15 protein-coding genes are annotated in these 16,632 nt (G+C 69.7%); 2 read left to right on the top strand and 13 right to left on the bottom strand.

Going from position 1 to position 16,632, the window contains the following annotated elements:
• Positions 1-20 precede the first annotated feature (20 nt).
• The 10 genes from DWB05_RS02510 to dusB all read right to left on the bottom strand — a co-directional run bounded on the left by DWB05_RS02510 (position 21) and on the right by dusB (position 11,239).
• Complete coding sequence (locus DWB05_RS02510; RefSeq protein WP_114376508.1) at positions 21-308, bottom strand: co-chaperone GroES; 288 nt, start codon at positions 306-308, stop codon at positions 21-23.
• 54 nt (positions 309-362) lie between these two features.
• Complete coding sequence (gene hflX / locus DWB05_RS02505) at positions 363-1,652, bottom strand: GTPase HflX (protein WP_114376507.1); 1,290 nt, start codon at positions 1,650-1,652, stop codon at positions 363-365.
• Between the two features lie 85 nt (positions 1,653-1,737).
• Positions 1,738-2,025, bottom strand: coding sequence for an RNA chaperone Hfq (gene hfq / locus DWB05_RS02500; protein ID WP_114376506.1), 288 nt, complete (start codon positions 2,023-2,025; stop codon positions 1,738-1,740).
• A 105-nt stretch (positions 2,026-2,130) separates the two neighbouring features.
• A complete protein-coding gene (locus DWB05_RS02495; RefSeq protein ID WP_232818363.1) occupies positions 2,131-2,784 on the bottom strand; it encodes an HAD family hydrolase in 654 nt (217 codons plus the stop codon).
• Positions 2,784-3,659 (bottom strand): D-amino-acid transaminase, encoded by an 876-nt coding sequence (locus DWB05_RS02490; RefSeq protein ID WP_114374715.1) that lies wholly within the window; start codon positions 3,657-3,659, stop codon positions 2,784-2,786. Before DWB05_RS02490 ends, DWB05_RS02495 begins: the two co-directional genes overlap by 1 nt.
• Positions 3,660-3,826: 167 nt before the next feature.
• Positions 3,827-5,218 (bottom strand): nitrogen assimilation response regulator NtrX, encoded by a 1,392-nt coding sequence (ntrX, locus tag DWB05_RS02485; RefSeq protein WP_114374713.1) that lies wholly within the window; start codon positions 5,216-5,218, stop codon positions 3,827-3,829.
• Positions 5,208-7,487, bottom strand: coding sequence for a sensor histidine kinase NtrY-like (locus DWB05_RS02480; RefSeq protein ID WP_114374710.1), 2,280 nt, complete (start codon positions 7,485-7,487; stop codon positions 5,208-5,210). Before DWB05_RS02480 ends, ntrX begins: the two co-directional genes overlap by 11 nt.
• 13 nt (positions 7,488-7,500) lie before the next feature.
• Positions 7,501-8,949 (bottom strand): nitrogen regulation protein NR(I), encoded by a 1,449-nt coding sequence (ntrC, locus tag DWB05_RS02475; RefSeq protein WP_114374708.1) that lies wholly within the window; start codon positions 8,947-8,949, stop codon positions 7,501-7,503.
• Positions 8,946-10,106 (bottom strand): two-component system sensor histidine kinase NtrB, encoded by a 1,161-nt coding sequence (locus DWB05_RS02470; RefSeq protein ID WP_114374706.1) that lies wholly within the window; start codon positions 10,104-10,106, stop codon positions 8,946-8,948. The genes ntrC and DWB05_RS02470 overlap by 4 nt, the downstream gene beginning before the upstream one ends.
• A complete protein-coding gene (dusB, locus tag DWB05_RS02465; protein ID WP_114374704.1) occupies positions 10,103-11,239 on the bottom strand; it encodes a tRNA dihydrouridine synthase DusB in 1,137 nt (378 codons plus the stop codon). The genes DWB05_RS02470 and dusB overlap by 4 nt, the downstream gene beginning before the upstream one ends.
• Before the next feature lie 85 nt (positions 11,240-11,324).
• Here dusB and DWB05_RS02460 point away from each other — a divergent pair, with 85 nt between their 5' ends.
• On the top strand, positions 11,325-12,464 hold the full coding sequence (locus DWB05_RS02460; protein WP_114374702.1) for a bifunctional 2-C-methyl-D-erythritol 4-phosphate cytidylyltransferase/2-C-methyl-D-erythritol 2,4-cyclodiphosphate synthase: 1,140 nt from the start codon (positions 11,325-11,327) through the stop codon (positions 12,462-12,464).
• Positions 12,465-12,493: 29 nt separating this feature from the next.
• Positions 12,494-13,441: a transglutaminase family protein gene (locus DWB05_RS02455; RefSeq protein ID WP_114374700.1), complete on the top strand. Its 948-nt coding sequence runs from the start codon at positions 12,494-12,496 to the stop codon at positions 13,439-13,441.
• Between the two features lie 148 nt (positions 13,442-13,589).
• Here DWB05_RS02455 and DWB05_RS02450 read toward each other — a convergent pair whose 3' ends face one another.
• Genes DWB05_RS02450 through DWB05_RS02440 form a run of 3 tightly spaced genes read right to left on the bottom strand, consistent with a single transcriptional unit; the run spans position 13,590 to position 16,587 of the window.
• Positions 13,590-14,987, bottom strand: a complete 1,398-nt coding sequence (locus DWB05_RS02450) for an NAD(P)(+) transhydrogenase (Re/Si-specific) subunit beta (RefSeq protein ID WP_114374698.1) — start codon at positions 14,985-14,987, stop codon at positions 13,590-13,592.
• A gap of 5 nt (positions 14,988-14,992) precedes the next feature.
• Entirely contained in the window at positions 14,993-15,400 is a 408-nt protein-coding gene (locus DWB05_RS02445) for a proton-translocating transhydrogenase family protein (protein WP_114374696.1), read from the bottom strand.
• Positions 15,401-15,417: 17 nt separating this feature from the next.
• Positions 15,418-16,587 (bottom strand): Re/Si-specific NAD(P)(+) transhydrogenase subunit alpha, encoded by a 1,170-nt coding sequence (locus DWB05_RS02440; RefSeq protein ID WP_114374693.1) that lies wholly within the window; start codon positions 16,585-16,587, stop codon positions 15,418-15,420.
• Positions 16,588-16,632 lie beyond the last annotated feature (45 nt).

The following is a 16,632-nucleotide window of genomic DNA, read 5'->3' as shown; positions in this document are numbered from 1 at the left end:
GCGTGCGTCGAGCTTCGGCGTCAGGCCTCGACCCCGAGGATGTCGGTCTCCTTCAGGATCACGTACTCCTTGCCGGCGATCTTCACCTCCGTGCCCGACCACTTTCCATAAAGCACGGTGTCCCCGGCCTTGACGTCCATCGGCAGCAGCCGGCCGTCCTCGTCCCGACGCCCGGGCCCGACCGCGACCACCGTGCCGCGGGTCGGCTTCTCGCTCGCCGTATCCGGAATGATGATTCCCGCCTTCGTCTTCGTCTCCGCGGGCAGGGGCTCGACGAGAACGCGGTCGCCAAGGGGGCGGAACGGCATCGGGATGCTCCTCGGTTGTGGCGGGCGGGATGGCAGCAGCGCGCGGCGCTTGCGTCAATCGGGCACCGTGGTCGCGCGACGGCGCTCGAAGCGGGCCAGGTTCTCGGGGCTGAGGCGAACGGCGAGTTCGATCGCCTCCGCCCCGTCCCGTCGCTCCAGCACCTCGCCGTGCGCATAGAGCCAAGCGAGCGACCCGCCATCCGACGGCGCGACCGCGACCCGGTGCACGACAAGGCCGGCGGAGAGACGCTGGTCGATCGCGCTCCGCAGCCGATCGAGGCCGGCCCCGGTCAGGGCCGAGACGAGCACCGCCCCCCTCGCCCGCTCGGCCAGCGCGATCCGCTCCTCCTCGCTCAGCAGGTCGGATTTGTTCAGCACCTCGATCACGCGCGACGGCCAGTCGGCATCGAGCGTGCCGGCACGCACCATGTCGTCGAGCACGCCGCGAACATCCCTCGCCTGGGCTTCGGTGTCGGGGTGGGCGATGTCGCGCACGTGCAGGATGACGTCGGCTTCCGCCACCTCCTCCAGCGTGGCGCGAAAGGCCTCGACCAGCTGGTGGGGCAGCTCCGAGATGAAGCCCACCGTGTCGGACAGGATGACGCGTCGGCCCGAGGGCAGTTCGAGCCCGCGCATGGTCGGGTCGAGGGTGGCGAAGAGCTGGTCCTTGGCCAGCACCGCCGCGCCCGTCAGCGCGTTGAACAGGGTCGATTTGCCGGCGTTGGTGTAGCCGACGAGGGCGACGATCGGGTACGGAACCCGCTTGCGTGCGGCGCGATGCAGGCCCCGCGTGCGCCGAACCTGCTCGAGCTCCCGCCGGATCTTCGCCATCCGCTCCGCGATCAGGCGGCGGTCGATCTCGAGCTGGCTCTCGCCCGGGCCGCCCAGGAAGCCGAAGCCACCGCGCTGCCGCTCGAGGTGCGTCCAGGACCGCACGAGCCGCGTGCGCTGGTAGTCGAGATGGGCGAGTTCGACCTGAAGCGCGCCTTCGCGGGTGCGGGCGCGCGCGCCGAAAATCTCCAGGATCAGCCCGGTGCGGTCGATCACCTTGCAGCCCCAGGCCTTTTCCAGCGTGCGCTGCTGCACGGGGGTGAGAGCGGCATCGACCACCGCCAGCCCGATGCCACGTACCGCGAGCTCCTGCTTCACCTGCTCGACCTGGCCCTCGCCCAGGAGGGTGGACGGACGGCGGCTGCGCAACGGAAAGATCGCGCGCCAAGCGACGGACAGACCGATCGACTGCGCCAGCGCCGTCGCCTCCTCGAGGCGCGCTTCGGCGGAGCGCTGCGCAGCCCCCTCCCCGCCCTCGTCAATGCGCTGCCCCTGCCGCTCGAACGGCAGGATGACGGCGGCGAGGTCAGCCGCGCGCTCGGGCGCCGCAGCGACCTTGCGTCGGGACCGCCGCGCCGTGTCCTCGGCGGTGACGGGCTCAGTTGCCCGGGGCGGCTTGCGCAGAGACAGGCTCCTTGCCGGCGGCCTCAGCCGCCTTTGTGGCGTCGAACAGCACCACCGGCGCACCCGGCATCACGGTCGAGATCGCGTGCTTGTAGACGAGCTGCGTGTGGCCGTCCCGGCGCAGCAGCATGGAGAAATTGTCGAACCAGGTGATGATGCCCTGCAGCTTGACGCCGTTCACCAGGAAAATCGTGACCGGCGTCTTGTTCTTCCTGAGGTGGTTCAGGAACACGTCCTGAACATTCTGTGCCTTTTCCGCCATTGTTGCCTTCGCTGTCTTTTCGTTCATGGCATGCATCCGTCGGGGAGAATTCGAAGGACGGCACCGATCGTCCGCCTCGCCCCGACCTCTGCATATACCACGCGCTCAGGCGCGAACAAGCCTCGCAAGCCCCTCGGCCAGATGCCGATGATCGGTGAAGCGCACGGCGTAGCCCGTCGTTTCCGCCCCGCCGTCATGCGCGGCATCGCCAATCAGCACCGGCAGCAAGCCGGAGTTGCGTGCCGCGAGCATGTCGAGCGCCGTGTCGCCCACGTACCAGATCTCTTCGCTCGCTTCCGCCCCGATCGCGCCCAGGGCGAGCCGGAACGGTGCAGGGTCGGGCTTGTCGGCCTCGGCGTCCCCGGCGCCGATCAGGGCGGCGAAATACCGCGACCAGCCGAGTGCTTCGGCTTCGCGCCGCAGGTAGCGCCCGGTCTTGTTGGAGACCACCGCGAGCGGAAGCCCCGAGGCCAGCGCCCTTTCCAGGGTCGCGGCCGCCCCGGGCAGCGGGGTGACATGCTGGAGGTGACTGCGCTCCAGGGCCTCGTAGAAGACGTCGCACGCCCGCTCCCACGCCTCGCCGAACAGGGCGGGAAAACTGTCGCGCAAGGAGCGTCGCACCCGGCCGCGCACCTCCGCGATCGACCACGGCCGAAGCCCGAACGCCGCGAAGGTCTCGTTCAACGCCCGCGCCACGCCCGGCCAGGCATCGACCAGCGTGTTGTCCCAGTCGAACAGGATCGCGCGCGGCGGCTTCATCAGGCCGCGGCGCGCTCGTTGCGTCCGCCCTCGACGTGGCGGGAGAAGATGGCGAACAGGCGCTGCGTCACCGGCCCCGGCTTGCCGTCGCCCACCGGTCGGCCGTCGATCGCCACCACCGGTTTGACGAAGGAGGAGGCCGAGGTGAGGAACACCTCGCGGGCATTCCTGAGGTCGTCGACGGTGAACGGTCCCTCCTCGACCGCGATCCCGTTCTCGGCCAGCAGGCCAAGCAGGACTTGGCGGGTGCAGCCGGGCAGGATGTTGGCGGTGAGGTCGCGCGTGCGGAGCTTTTTCTCCGCATCGACGATCCAGACCGAGGTCGAGGCACCTTCGGTCACCGTCCCGTCGGCGGCGACCAGGATCGCCTCCGTCGCCCCCTTCTCCACCGCGGCCTGGCGCGCGAGCACGTTCGGCAACAGGCCGACGGTCTTGATGTCGCAGCGTGCCCAGCGCTGGTCGGGGTGGGTGATGGCGGTCGCGGTCCAGCCTTCGAGCGAGCGCGGATAGGGCTTCAATCGTTTCGCGGTGATGACGAGCGCCGGCGGCACCGGCGTCTTCGGGAAGGCGTGATCGCGCCGGGCGACGCCGCGGCTGATCTGCAGATAGACGATGCCCTCGCTCAGGCGGTTGCGGCGGACGATCTCGCGCAGGATCCTCTCCAGCACGCGGCGGCTCACCGGCATCGGGATGCGGATCTCGCGCAAGGACCGCTCGAGGCGATCGAGATGCGGTTCCTCGTCGATCAGCCTTCCGTCATGCACGTGCACGACCTCGTAGACCGCGTCGGCGAACTGGTAGCCGCGGTCCTCGATGTGCACGGCCGCCTCGCCGTGCGGCACGTAGCGTCCGTTGACATAGGCGATGCGCGACATGGTGACCCTTCCCGCTGTGCTGCAGGATTTACCGCGCGCGCTCCATTCCTGCCAGCCGCGGGTGTGTGAGCCCTTGCCGCCGTCCCGCGGCGAGGCGAGACGACCTTGCGCGCCCGCGAGGGACCTCGTGCGACTACGGATGTGCGCGGCTTCGGCCGGGCGGCCGATCAGCTGCGATCCTCGGCGTGCACGCCGAGGCTCTTCAGCTTGCGGTGCAGCGCGCTCCGCTCCATGCCGACGAAATTGGCCGTGCGGCTGATGTTGCCGCCAAAGCGCGTCAGTTGCGCCAGCAGATACTGCTTCTCGAACAGCTCGCGCGCCTCGCGCAACGGCAGCGCCATGATCTCGCCCGCCTTGTCGGCCCGCAGAGCGGGCGGGGCGGCAAGCCCGATGTCGGCGGGCAGGTGCTCGGCACGGATCGGCTCCTTCGCCTCGCCCGGCGCCATGATGAGCAACCAGTCCATCAGGTTGCGCAGCTGACGCACGTTGCCCGGCCAGTCATAGGCCTGCAGCACGGCGAGCGCATCCTCGGCCAACTCGCGCGCGGGCAGGCCCGACTGTTCGGCGGAGCGCGCGAGGAAATGACGCGCGAGCAGCGGGATGTCCTCGCGGCGTTCCTTCAGCGGCGGCACGCGAAGGGGTACGACGTTGAGGCGATAGAACAGGTCCTCTCTGAAGCGCCCAGCCGCGATCTCGGCCGAGAGGTCACGATTGGTGGTGGCGATCACCCGCACATCCACCTTCACGCGCGTCGCTCCGCCGATGCGCTCGAAGGACTGGTCCTGCAGCACGCGCACGATCTTGCCCTGCGTCTCCAGCGGCATGTCCGCCACTTCGTCGAGGAGGAGCGTGCCGCCGTGCGCGTGCTCGAGCGTGCCGGCACGACGCGGCTGCAGCCGCGGATCCGGCCCCGCCTCGACGCCGAACAATTCGTCCTCCAGGCGCGCCGGGTTCAGGGTCGCGCAGTTCAACACCATGAAGGGCTGTCCGGCGCGACGGGAGCGCGCGTGCAGCATGCGCGCCGCGACCTCCTTGCCCGCGCCGGCGGGGCCCGTGATCAGCACGCGCGAGCCGGTCGGTGCGACCTTCTCGATCGCCGCCCGCAGTTCACGGATAGCAGGCGAGGTGCCGAGAAGCTCGGTCTCCGACCCGGCGCGCAGCCGAAGTTCGCTGTTTTCGCGCTTGAGTTGCGCCGCTTCGATGGCGCGGCGTACGACAAGCAGCAGACGGTCGGCCTTGAACGGCTTTTCGATGAAGTCGTAAGCGCCCTGCTGGATCGCCTGCACCGCCGTCTCGATCGTTCCGTGACCGGAAATCATCACGACCGGAACGACCGGTTCCTCCCCGTGCATGATCTCGAGAATGGCAAGCCCGTCCAGCTTCGAGTTCTGCAGCCAAACGTCGAGGATGACGAGGCTCGGACGGCGTTCGCGGAACAGGGCGAGCGCCTGATCGGAGTTCGCCGCCTCGCGCGTCTCGTAGCCCTCGTCGCGCAGGATTCCTGCCACCAACATGCGGATGTCGGGCTCGTCGTCGACGATCAGGATGTCATGCGCCATGGACGGGCTGGGCGAACTCGCTCACTGAGGACATCGTCTGCTCGCCGGGTGGCATCGGCAGCACCAGGGTGACCCGCGCGCCGGGGCTGCCGTCCGCACGGTCGGTCAGTAGCAGACGACCACCATGGTCTTCCATGATCTTCTTCACGATCGCAAGTCCGAGCCCGGTCCCCTTGGGTTTTCGCGTCACATAGGGCTCGGTCAGCGACTCGCGGCCATCCTTGGGCAGACCCTCGCCGTCGTCCTCGACCGCGATGTGCAATTCGCTGCCGCGGATCTCGACGTCGATCGCGACTCGGCCTGCGCCTTCGCGAGCGGCGATCGCATCGGCCGCGTTGGCCAGCAGGTTGGTCAGCGCCTGGCCGATGAGGCGGCGATCGAATGCGACGGGCGGCAGGCCGGGAGGGATCGAAACGGAATAGTCGATTTCGGGATGCGCCTGGCGCTGCAGGAACACCGCCTCGTGCACCACCTCCTCCACCCGCTCCGGTCGCAGCACGGGCTGCGGCATGCGGGCGAACGCCGAGAACTCATCGACCATGCGCCCGATGTCGCCGACCTGGCGGATGATGGTGTCGGTGCAGGTCTCGAATGTTTCGGGGTCCGATGTGATCTGGCCGCGGTACTTGCGCCGCAGGCGCTCGGCCGAGAGCTGGATCGGGGTGAGCGGGTTCTTGATCTCGTGCGCGATCCGCCGCGCGACATCGGCCCAGGCGGCTTGGCGCTGCGCCAGCACCAGAGCGGTGACATCGTCGAAGGTGACGACGAAGCCGCGCAGCTCGCCGCCGGCCGTCTCCGGGGCGATCCGCACCAGGAGCTGGCGTCGTCCAGACGGCGTCGCGATCCGCACCTCGCCCTGAACGGGGCGAGTGAGATCGGCGGCCGCGGCGTCGAGCAGAGGAGCGAACTCGGGCACCACCTCGGCGAGCGGCGCGCCGTGCCGCACGATCAGATCGAGCCCGAGCAGCTCGCTCGCCGAGCGGTTGGGAAGGTCGATCCGCCCCGCCGCGTCGAGCCCGATCACGCCGGCCGAGACGCCTTCGAGCACGCCTTCGGTGAACCGCCGACGCTCGTCGATCTGGCGATAGGCTTCCATCAGCTCGGCGCGGTTGGCCTCGAGCTGGCTCAGCATGCGGTTGAACGCGCGCGACAGCACGCCGATCTCATCGTCACGCGACCGCTCCGAGACGCGCACGGAGAGATCGCCCGCGCGCACGCGCTCGGCCGCCGACACGAGACCCGCAAGAGGTCGCGCGATCCGTCCGGCGATCAGCAGACCGATGAGCACCGCCCCGAACAGGATGACGAGCGCGACCACCGCGTAGACGAGGGCGAAGGTGATCTGCAGGCGCGATCGGCTCGCCTCGGCCTCGCGATACTGCAAGACCGCCTGTTCGGTGCGCGCGACATGGGCGAGCACATTCGCGTCCACGGGGCGTCCGATCAGCAGGAACGGGTCTCCCGGCAGGTCGAGATCGACGAGCGCGCGCACCCGTCCCCATTCCTCGGTCGGCAGCAGCGCGACCTCGCCCGTGCGCGCAAAGGCGATCGCCCAGGATGGAAGGACCTCGCCCGGCTGCGGCGACAAGAGCCCTCCCGAGGCGAGCACTTGCCCCGTCGTGCCGTCGAACACCACGGCCTCGGTCAGCCCGCGCAAGGCGGCCTGTCGTTCGAGCACGGCCTGCAGCAGGCGCGGGCCCTGGGCGAGAAGCAGCGGGCCAGCGCGCGCGAGTTCCGTCGCCATGGCGAGCGCCTCGCCGCGCAGCGCCTGCTCGTGCTCGCGCAGGTAGATCCGGCTGGCGGCAAGGCTTTCCTCGAGTGCCGTGCGCACGCGTTCGCTGAACCAGGACTCGAGGCCGCGATTGAAGAACACCGCCGAGAAGGCGGTGACGATGATGGTGGGCAGCACGGCGACCAGACCGAACAGCAGCACGAGCCGCACGTGCAACCGAGACCCCGCGATGCCGCGACGGCGCTCGATCCAAACCCGCACCACGCGCGCGGCGAGCACGGCGCCCAGCACGAGCAGCAGCGCGAGATTGAGGTTGACAAGGACCAGGATCGAGCCGGGCGGCAGGCCGAGCGCGCCTGCCCCGGTGATGGCGGCGAAAGTGACGAGGCCCGAGCCGAAGGCGGCGATCGCGAGCGCGATGGTGAGCCAGCGTCCGACGCGCCCGGAGAGCAGCGACGACACCGCCCTTCGCCACGGCCCGGGCCGCTTGAGGGCCCCCTCGGGCGGTGCCGCAGCGGAGGCGGACGCCTCGCTCATCGCTCCCCGCCGCTCAGGAGAGCCCGCGCACGAGCGGGATCTCGAGTTCGCGGATCTTCTTGCGCAGCGTGTTGCGATTGAGGCCCAAGATCGCGGCAGCCTTGATCTGGTTGCCGCGCGTTGCGGCCAAGGTGAGGCGAATGAGCGGCCGTTCGACTTCGGCGAGCACGCGGTCATAGACGCCGGCAGGCGGCAGGCCGTCCTTGTGCGAGGCGAAATAGGCACGCAGATGCCGCTCGATCGCCTGCGCCATGCTCTCGGCCTCGGCCACCGCGTCGGCAATCGCCGCTGGCGCGCTCTCTCGCTGTGCGGTGGTGGCGAGTTCGGCCGCGATCACCTCCTCGCCGATCGTCTCCTGCGGATAGAGCGCGGCGAGGCGGCGCATCAGGTTCTCGAGCTCGCGCACGTTGCCGGGCCACGGGTAGCTCTTGAGCCGTTCGATCGCCTCCGCTGTCAGCGTCTTCGCGGGCAGGCCCTTGGCACGCGCCTGGGCGAGGAAGTGGCGGGCGAGCAGCGGAATGTCCTCCACCCGCTCACGCAACGGCGGCAGCCGGATCGGCACCACGTTGAGGCGGTAGAACAGGTCCTCGCGGAACAGGCCCTGACGGATCAGCGCGCGCAGGTCGCGGTGCGTGGCGGCGACGATGCGCACGTTGACGCGGATCGGCGTGCGTCCGCCGACGGAGGTGAACTCCCCCTCCTGCAGCACGCGAAGCAGCCGCGTTTGCGCCTCGGGCGGCATGTCGCCGATCTCGTCGAGGAAGAGCGTGCCGCCATTCGCCTGCTCGAAGCGGCCCTGATTGCGCGCAAGCGCGCCGGTGAAGGCGCCGCGCTCGTGCCCGAAGAGCTCGCTCTCGATCAACTCGCGCGGGATCGCCGCCATGTTCACCGCAACGAAGGGAGCGCCCCGGCGAGGTCCGAAATCGTGCAGGGCGCGCGCGATCAGTTCCTTGCCGGTGCCGCTCTCGCCGGTGATCATCACGGTGAGATCGGTCGTGGTGACGCGCGCCACCGTGCGGAAGATCTCCTGCATCGCCGGGCTGCGGCCGACGAGCGGAACCTTCTCCTCCTCCTCGTCGGCCGGCGCGTCGGCGGGTGGCGGAGCGGCGAGAGCGCGCCCGACCACGGCGAGCAGCTCGTTGAGGTCGAAGGGCTTCGGCAGGTACTCGAAGGCGCCGCGTTGCGCCGCCTTCAGCGCGGTGGCGAAGGTCGACTGGGCGCTGATCACCACGATGCGCAGGTCGGGGCGAAGCTTGCGGATGCGGGGGATCAGGTCGAGCCCGTTCTCGTCCGGCATCACCACGTCGGTGATGACAAGATCCCCCTCCCCGTCCTCGACCCAGCGCCACAGCATCGAGGCCGTCCCGGTGCTGCGCACTTGGTAGCCGGAACGGGTGAGCGCCTGGGACAGCACGGTGCGGATGGAACGATCGTCATCCGCAACAAGGATGGTCCTGCTCATGCGTCTTCGGTCTTCGACTCCGGAGGCTGAATGGGGAGGTGAACGCGAAAGACGGTGCGGCCCGGGCGGCTGTCGCACTCGACGAGCCCGCCATGGTCGCCGACCAGCTTGGCGACGAGAGCCAAGCCGAGCCCGGTGCCGCTGCGCTTGCCGGTGACGAAGGGATCGAACAACGAGGAACGGATCGCGTCGGGGATGCCGCAGCCATTGTCGCGCACCGACACCACGAGCGGCAGGTGCACGCGCCGCGCCCCGCCGGGCAACGCAAGCCGCACCCCGTGCTGGTAGGCGGTGACGAGCTCGATCACCCCGCCCCGCTCCGGGATCGCTTCGGCGGCGTTCTTCACCAGGTTGAGGAACACCTGCACGAGCTGGTCGCGGTTGCCCCAAACGGGCGGCAGCGAGGGGTCGTAGGTCTCGATGATGCGCGCGTGGCGGGCAAAGCCCGTCTCCGCCAGCCGCCGAACGTGGCCCAACACCTGGTGGATGTTGACGGGACCACGCTCCACCGGACGGTCGGAGAAGATTTCCATGCGATCGACCAGGGCGCGGATGCGATCCGCCTCGTCCTGGATGAGCTGGGTGAGTTCCCGATCCTGGTCCGGAACGACGCTCTCGAGGAGTTGCGCCGCGCCGCGAATGCCAGAGAGGGGGTTTTTCACCTCGTGGGCAAGGATCGCCGCCATGCCGCTGACGGACCGGGCAGCGTTGCGGAACACCATCTGGCGGTCGAGCTTCTGCACCGTCGAACCGTCGGCGAGCGTGACCACCACGCAGTCGGGATGATCGGGGATCGGGGCGACGGTGACCGAAATGTTTCGCCGCGTGAGCCGAGGGCTTTCGAAGCTCATGTCGTGGTCGGCGATGATTCCGGTCTCGGCCCGGGCGAGATCGAGCATCGCGAACAGCGGATGGTCGGGCGGGATCAGCTCCTCGAGCCGCATGCCGGTGAGCGTGGCGGCGGAGAGGGCGAAGAACGCCTCGGCCGCCTGATTGGCGAAGCGGAACCGATGCGCCGCGTCGAGCACGACCACCGCCGGTGCCATCGCGGCGAGGATGGCAGCGGCGGGCGGCGCCTCGAGCTCGACCTCGACCGGCAGGTCGGGCTCGATCTCCGCCAGCGCCTGCGTTGTCGTCGTTTCCCGCGCGAGCGTCATGCCGCCTCCCGCTCGAGCACGAGCTCGCCCGGGCTGCGCTCGCCTTGCCAGCCGCCTTCGATCAGCGGATCGTAGAAGCGATCGATCAGGGCGATCGTTTCGGTGGCGGTCTCCGCCCGGTTCACCGCGGCGCGGAACTCGGCCGAGCCGGGCAGGCCCTTCGAGTACCAGGAGACGTGCTTGCGGGCGAGGCGCACGGCGTAGGCCTCCCCATGATGGTCGAGCATCGCGCGGTAGTGCGCGAGCAGGATCGCCTTCTGCTCGGCGAGCGGAGGATCGGGCAGGCGTTCGCCGGTGGCGAGGTAATGCGCGACCTGGCGCAGGAACCAGGGCCTGCCGTAGGCGCCACGCCCGATCATCACCCCGTCGGCGCCGGACCGGGCGAGAGCCTCGGCCGCGTCCTCCTCCGTCACGATGTCGCCGTTGACGATGACCGGAATGCCGACCGCCTGCTTCACCTGCGCGACGAAGTCCCAATCCGCCGTGCCGGTGTAGAATTGCTGCCGCGTGCGCCCGTGCACCGTCACCATGCGCACGCCGCACGCCTCAGCGATGCGCGCCAGCCGCGGCGCGTTGAGTGAGCCGTGGTCCCAGCCCATGCGCATCTTCACCGTGACGGGGATGCGCACCGCACGCACGGTCGCCTCCATCAGCCGGGCGGCGAGCCTCTCATCGCGCATCAGCGCCGAGCCGGCGTTCTGCCCGTTGGTCACCTTCTTCACCGGGCAGCCGAAATTGATGTCGATGATGGCGGCGCCGCGATCCTCGTTCATCCGCGCCGCCTCGGCCATGGCCTCAGGCTCGCAGCCGGCGAGCTGCACCGCCATCGGCCCCGCTTCGGCATCCGTCTCCGCCATCTTCGCGGTCTGCCGGTTCTGGCGGATCATCGCCCAGGAGGCGATCATCTCGGAGACGACGAGCCCCGCTCCTTGCGCGCGCACCAAGCGGCGGAACGGGAGGTCGGTCACCCCCGACATGGGTGCCAGGATGACGGGCGGGTCGATCACCGCGGCCGGCCCGAGCACGATCGGCGGCGGCAGCTGAGGCTGCGCGCCCCCTGCGGCTGCACGCGCGATGGGCGAGGCTGCCTCGGCGGGCAGCGCCTCGGCCGGGTTGCAGGCGGCCTTGCTCATGATTTGGGCAAACTAGCGGAGGCAGGGCACGGTGACAACGCGATGCGATTGCCCTGCCTCTCTCCTCCCCATAGCGTGAGCCATCATGCGGATCGATGCGCTGATCCTCGCGGCGGGTTCCGGCACGCGCTTCGGGGGCGGCCTGCCGAAGCAGTTCCTGCCGCTCGCCGGGATGCCGATTCTCGCCCGCTCGGTCGCCGCCTTCGCCGCGCACCGGCGGGTGCGGCGGGTGGTGGTGGTCGGCGATCGGGAGGCGATCCGGCGGCATTGCCCGACCGTGGCGGCGCTGCCGGTCGTCGCCGGCGGCGCCACGCGTCAGGCCTCGGCGCGCGCGGGGCTCGAGGCGCTGGCCGAGGATGCACCGGATGCCGTGCTGATCCACGACGCCGCCCGCCCCCTGGTGCCCGAACGCGTCATCGATGCCGTCTGCGACGCCTTGGCACAGGGCGCGGAGGCCGCGATCCCCGCCCTCCCCGTCACCGATACGCTGAAGGCGGCCCGTGCCGGGGTGGTGGAGCGCACCGTGCCGCGCGAGGGCCTCCATCGGGTGCAGACGCCGCAGGGGTTCCGCTACAGCGCGATCCTCGCCGCGCATCGCGCCGCGAGCGTGCCCGACTGCACGGACGACGCGGCCGTCGCCGAGGCGGCGGGGCTCACCGTTCGGCTGGTCGCCGGGGCGGAGGACAACCTGAAGGTGACCACGCGCGAGGACCTCATCCGCGCCGAGGCGCTGGTCGGTGCCCGCCTGCTGCCGCGCGTCGGCACCGGCTTCGACGTGCATCGCTTCGCGGCGGGGCGTCCGCTGATGCTGTGCGGGGTGGCGGTGCCGCACCCGCTCGGGCTTGCCGGTCATTCGGATGCCGATGTCGGCATCCACGCCCTGTGCGATGCGATCTACGGGGCGCTCGGCGAGGGCGACATCGGCACCGCGTTTCCGCCCTCGGACGCACGCTGGAAGGATGCCGACAGCGCACTCTTCCTGCGCCATGCCGCCGGGCGGGTGGCGGCGCGGGGCGGCAGGATCCTGCACGCCGACGTCACGCTGATCTGCGAGAGGCCGAAGATCGCGCCCCATGCCGCGGCGATGCGCGCCCGACTCGCCGACCTCATGGGGATCGACGTCGCCTCGGTCTCGGTGAAGGCGACGACGACCGAGGGGCTCGGCTTCACTGGTCGCGCCGAGGGCATCGCCGCGCAGGCTGCCGCCACCGTGCTGCTTCCCTGATCCCGGTCCCTCGTCGCCTGGAGGACATCATGCCGCGCGTCACCATCGTGCACCGCACCACCTACCACTACGCGAGGCCGGTGCGGTTCGGCGACCACCGGCTGATGCTGCGGCCGCGCGACAGCCACGACCTGCGCCTCGTCTCCGCCACGCTCACCACCACGCCGCCGGCGCGGCTTCGCTGGAAGCACGGGGTGTTCGGCAACTCGATCGCGATCGCCTCGTTCGACGACGAAAGCGACGTGCTCGAATTCGTCTCCACCATCGCGCTCGAGCACTACCCGGCGGCACCGCTCGACGTCGCCTCGCTGATCGAGCCCTATGCCGAGACGCACCCCTTCGCCTACGCGGCCGAGGAGGCGGACGACCTCGCCCCCTATCTTCGCCGCCACGATTCCGATCCGGAACGGACGGTGGATCTGTGGGCGAAGTCCTTCCTCAACACCGAAGGACCGACGCGGACGGCGGAGCTGCTTGCGGCGATCACGCGCGCGATCAAGGCGGACTTCGCCTACGAAGCGCGGGAGGAGGAAGGGACGCGGCCCGCGCCCGAGACCTTGGCGCGACGAAGCGGCGCGTGCCGCGACTTCGCGCTCCTGATGATGGAGGCCTGCCGTAGCCTCGGCATCGCCGCCCGTTTCGTCTCCGGTTACCTCTACGACGACCGGCTGATCGGCTCGGAGAACCCGATGGTCGGCGGCGGTGCCACCCACGCCTGGTGCGACGTTTACGTTCCCGGTGCGGGCTGGGTGGAGTTCGACCCGACGAACGGGCTGTTGGCAGGGCGCAACCTGATCCGGGTGGCGGTCACCCGCACGCCTGAGCAAGCGGTGCCGGTCAGCGGCAGCTTCATCGGCGGGGCAGGCGACTTCCAGGGGCTCGCCGTGTCGGTCGATGTCACCGTCGCCGCCCTGCCGGGAGAGGTGGTTTCAGCGACCGCGGAGAGAGCCGACAGCGACCAAGCGGCTCCCGCCTGACACTCCTGAACGGTGGCGGTGTGCGGCACGGCCTTCCGCCCGCGCACCAAGCCGTGTCGCCACGGCATCGCCGCAAGCCGTCGGCCGCGCGGCCCAGGACGCTCCTGCTTCCTTCGTCTTGCGTTGAGCGGGGCGTACGCCCCGCCCGTCAGTGCCCGAGCGCCTGGACGATCTCCTCCGTCATCTTCTTCGCGTCCCCGAACAGCATCATGGTGTTGGGGCGGTAGAAGAGTTCGTTCTCCACCCCGGCGTAACCGGACGCCATCGAGCGCTTGACGAACAGTACCGTCTTCGCCTTGTCCACCTCGAGGATGGGCATGCCGTAGATCGGGCTCTTCGGATCCGTCTTCGCCGCCGGGTTGGTCACGTCGTTGGCGCCGATCACGTAAACGACGTCGGCGGTGGAGAACTCGTTGTTGATCTCCTCGAGTTCGAACACCTCGTCGTACGGCACGTTCGCCTCGGCGAGCAGCACGTTCATGTGGCCCGGCATGCGGCCGGCGACGGGGTGGATGGCGTACTTCACCTCGACGCCTTCCTTCTTCAGGAGGTCCGCCATTTCGCGCACCGCGTGCTGCGCCTGCGCCACCGCCATGCCGTAGCCGGGCACGATGATCACCTTGGAGGCGTTCTTCATGATGAACGCCGCATCATCGGCCGCACCGGCCCGGACCGCCCGATCGCCCGCCGCCCCGGCAGCCGCGGCGGTCGCGGCGTCGGTGCCGAAGCCACCGAGCAGCACGTTGATGATCGAGCGGTTCATCCCCTTGCACATGATGTAGGAGAGGATCGCACCCGAGGCGCCGACCAGGGCGCCGGCGATGATCAGCATCAGGTTGCCCACCGTGAAACCGATGCCGCAGGCCGCCCAGCCGGAGTAGCTGTTCAGCATCGAGATCACGACCGGCATGTCCGCCCCGCCGATCGGGATGATGATCAGGAAGCCCAAAGCGAAGGCGAGAGCCGCGATCACCCAGAACAGCAGGTGCGATTCGGTGCCGACGAACACCGCCACCAGCACCAGCAGCAGGATCGCCAACACGAGGTTGAACAGGTGCTGATTGGCGAAGATGATCGGCTTGCCGGACATGATGCCCTGCAGCTTGGCGAAGGCGATCACCGACCCCGAGAAGGTGATGGCGCCGATGGCGAGCCCGAGGCTCATCTCGATCAAGGAGGCGGTCTTGATCGCGCCCGGCGTGCCGATGCCGAAGGATTGCGGGCTGTAGAGCGCGGCGGCGGCGACGAACACCGCCGCCATGCCGACCAGCGAGTGGAAGGCGGCGACGAGCTGCGGCAGCGCCGTCATCTGGATGCGCTGCGCGATCACCGCGCCGATGGTACCGCCGATGGCGATGGCGAGCAGGATCCAGAGGTAGCCGCCCATGCCCGGGCGGAGCAGGGTGGCGATGATCGCGATCGCCATCCCCGCCATGCCGAACAGGTTGCCCTGGCGCGAGGTTTCGGGATGCGACAAGCCCCTCAGGGCAAGGATGAAGCAGACGGACGCGACGAGATAGGCGAGCGTCGTCAGCGTGGCCCCCATGACGCTCAGCCTCCCTTCTTGCGGAACATCGACAGCATGCGGTGGGTGACGAGGAACCCGCCGAAGATGTTCACCGAGGCGAGCAGCACGGCGAGGAAGCCGAACACCTGAGCGATGGGATCTTCGGCGAGGCCGACCGCGAGCAGGCCACCGACCACGATGACGGAGGAGATCGCGTTCGTCACGCCCATCAGCGGCGAATGGAGCGCCGGCGTGACGTTCCACACCACGTAGTAGCCGACGAAGCAGGCAAGGAGGAAGATCGAGAGCAGGAACAGGAACGGCTCGATCACTTCGGCCGCGGGCCCGGCGGCGGCGGCCGCCTGGGCGGCCAGCGCCTGGGCGCGTTCGGCCAAAGCGGCCGCGTCGCGCGCGAGATCGGCGGCCGACGATGCGAAGTCGGTCGTGCTCATCGACAGGTTTCCTTTCGTCAGGCGGCTTCGGCGGGCTTCGGCGCGAACTGCGGATGCACGACCGCACCGCCGCGGGTGAGCAGCACGCCGCGCACGATCTCGTCGTTGGCATCGAGTTTCGGAGCCTTCGCCTCCTTGTCCCAGAAGGCGGTGAGGAAGGTGAGCAGGTTGCGCGCATACAGCGCCGAGGCGGCGACGGGGATGCGGGCAGGCCAGTTGCGCCAGCCGAGGATCGACACGCCGTTCTCCGTCACCACGCGTTCGCCGGGCCGGGTCAGCACGCAGTTGCCGCCGGCATCGGCGGCGATGTCGACGATCACGGATCCGGGCTTCATCGAGGCGACCATTTCGGCGGTGATGATCTTCGGTGCGGCACGGCCCATGGTGAGCGCGGTGCAGATGATGACGTCCTGCTTCTTCACCGTCTCGGCCATGAGTTCGGCCTGGCGGCGCTTGAAGTCCTCGCTCATCTCCTTGGCGTAGCCGCCCGCGGTCTGCGCCTGTTTGGTCTCCTCGGTCTCCACGCCGACGAAGGTGGCACCGAGCGACTTGATCTCCTCCTTCGCGGCCGGGCGTACGTCGGTCGCCGACACTTTGGCGCCCAGACGACGGGCGGTGGCGATCGCCTGCAGCCCAGCCACGCCCGCGCCGATGACGAAGACTGCCGCCGGAGCGACCGTGCCGGCCGCCGTCATCATCATCGGAAAGGCGCGCGGATACTCCATCGCCGCCTCGATCACGGCGCGGTAGCCGGCAAGGTTCGCCTGGCTGGAGAGGATGTCCATGCTCTGCGCACGGGTGATGCGCGGCAGCAGTTCCATCGCGCAGGCGTCGATCCCGCGCTGCGCATACGCCTCGGCTCGCTTCGGGTCGGACCAGATGTTGAGGCCGCCGATGAGCAGCGCGCCGCGGGGGATGAGCGAGAGCTGGTCGATCTCGCCCTCGCCAGGGCCGAGCGGGGCCTGCACGCAGAACACGATGTTGGCGTCGGCGAAGGTGGTCGCCGGGTCGGGGGCGAGCTCCGCCCCGGCCGCCAGATACTCCGCATCGGGGATCGCGGCGCCGGCGCCTGCGCCGGACTCGACGACGATGGTGAGCCCGAGCCCGCGCAGCTTCTTCACCGTCTCCGGGGTGGCGGCGACCCTCGCCTCGCCCGGACGACGCTCCTTCGGCACCGCAAGGCGCATTGTCCACATACCCTTGTCTTTGGGAGCGGGGCCGGCCCCCCGCCT

The organism is Elioraea thermophila (ex Habib et al. 2022) (genome assembly GCF_003336755.1).
Lineage (GTDB): Bacteria > Pseudomonadota > Alphaproteobacteria > Acetobacterales > Acetobacteraceae > Elioraea > Elioraea thermophila.
This window is presented reverse-complemented; position numbering and strand designations above follow the sequence as displayed.

Bases quoted from the DNA above. Each gene is read 5' to 3' on its own strand.
- DWB05_RS02510 (WP_114376508.1), bottom strand. From the start codon at position 308: ATGCCGTTCCGCCCCCTTGGCGACCGCGTTCTCGTCGAGCCCCTGCCC.
- hfq (WP_114376506.1), bottom strand. From the start codon at position 2,025: ATGGCGGAAAAGGCACAGAATGTTCAGGACGTGTTCCTGAACCACCTC.
- DWB05_RS02495 (WP_232818363.1), bottom strand. From the start codon at position 2,784: ATGAAGCCGCCGCGCGCGATCCTGTTCGACTGGGACAACACGCTGGTC.
- DWB05_RS02490 (WP_114374715.1), bottom strand. From the start codon at position 3,659: ATGTCGCGCATCGCCTATGTCAACGGACGCTACGTGCCGCACGGCGAG.
- ntrX (WP_114374713.1), bottom strand. From the start codon at position 5,218: ATGGCGCATGACATCCTGATCGTCGACGACGAGCCCGACATCCGCATG.
- DWB05_RS02480 (WP_114374710.1), bottom strand. From the start codon at position 7,487: ATGAGCGAGGCGTCCGCCTCCGCTGCGGCACCGCCCGAGGGGGCCCTC.
- ntrC (WP_114374708.1), bottom strand. From the start codon at position 8,949: ATGAGCAGGACCATCCTTGTTGCGGATGACGATCGTTCCATCCGCACC.
- DWB05_RS02470 (WP_114374706.1), bottom strand. From the start codon at position 10,106: ATGACGCTCGCGCGGGAAACGACGACAACGCAGGCGCTGGCGGAGATC.
- dusB (WP_114374704.1), bottom strand. From the start codon at position 11,239: ATGAGCAAGGCCGCCTGCAACCCGGCCGAGGCGCTGCCCGCCGAGGCA.
- DWB05_RS02460 (WP_114374702.1), top strand. From the start codon at position 11,325: ATGCGGATCGATGCGCTGATCCTCGCGGCGGGTTCCGGCACGCGCTTC.
- DWB05_RS02455 (WP_114374700.1), top strand. From the start codon at position 12,494: ATGCCGCGCGTCACCATCGTGCACCGCACCACCTACCACTACGCGAGG.
- DWB05_RS02450 (WP_114374698.1), bottom strand. From the start codon at position 14,987: ATGGGGGCCACGCTGACGACGCTCGCCTATCTCGTCGCGTCCGTCTGC.
- DWB05_RS02445 (WP_114374696.1), bottom strand. From the start codon at position 15,400: ATGAGCACGACCGACTTCGCATCGTCGGCCGCCGATCTCGCGCGCGAC.
- DWB05_RS02440 (WP_114374693.1), bottom strand. From the start codon at position 16,587: ATGCGCCTTGCGGTGCCGAAGGAGCGTCGTCCGGGCGAGGCGAGGGTC.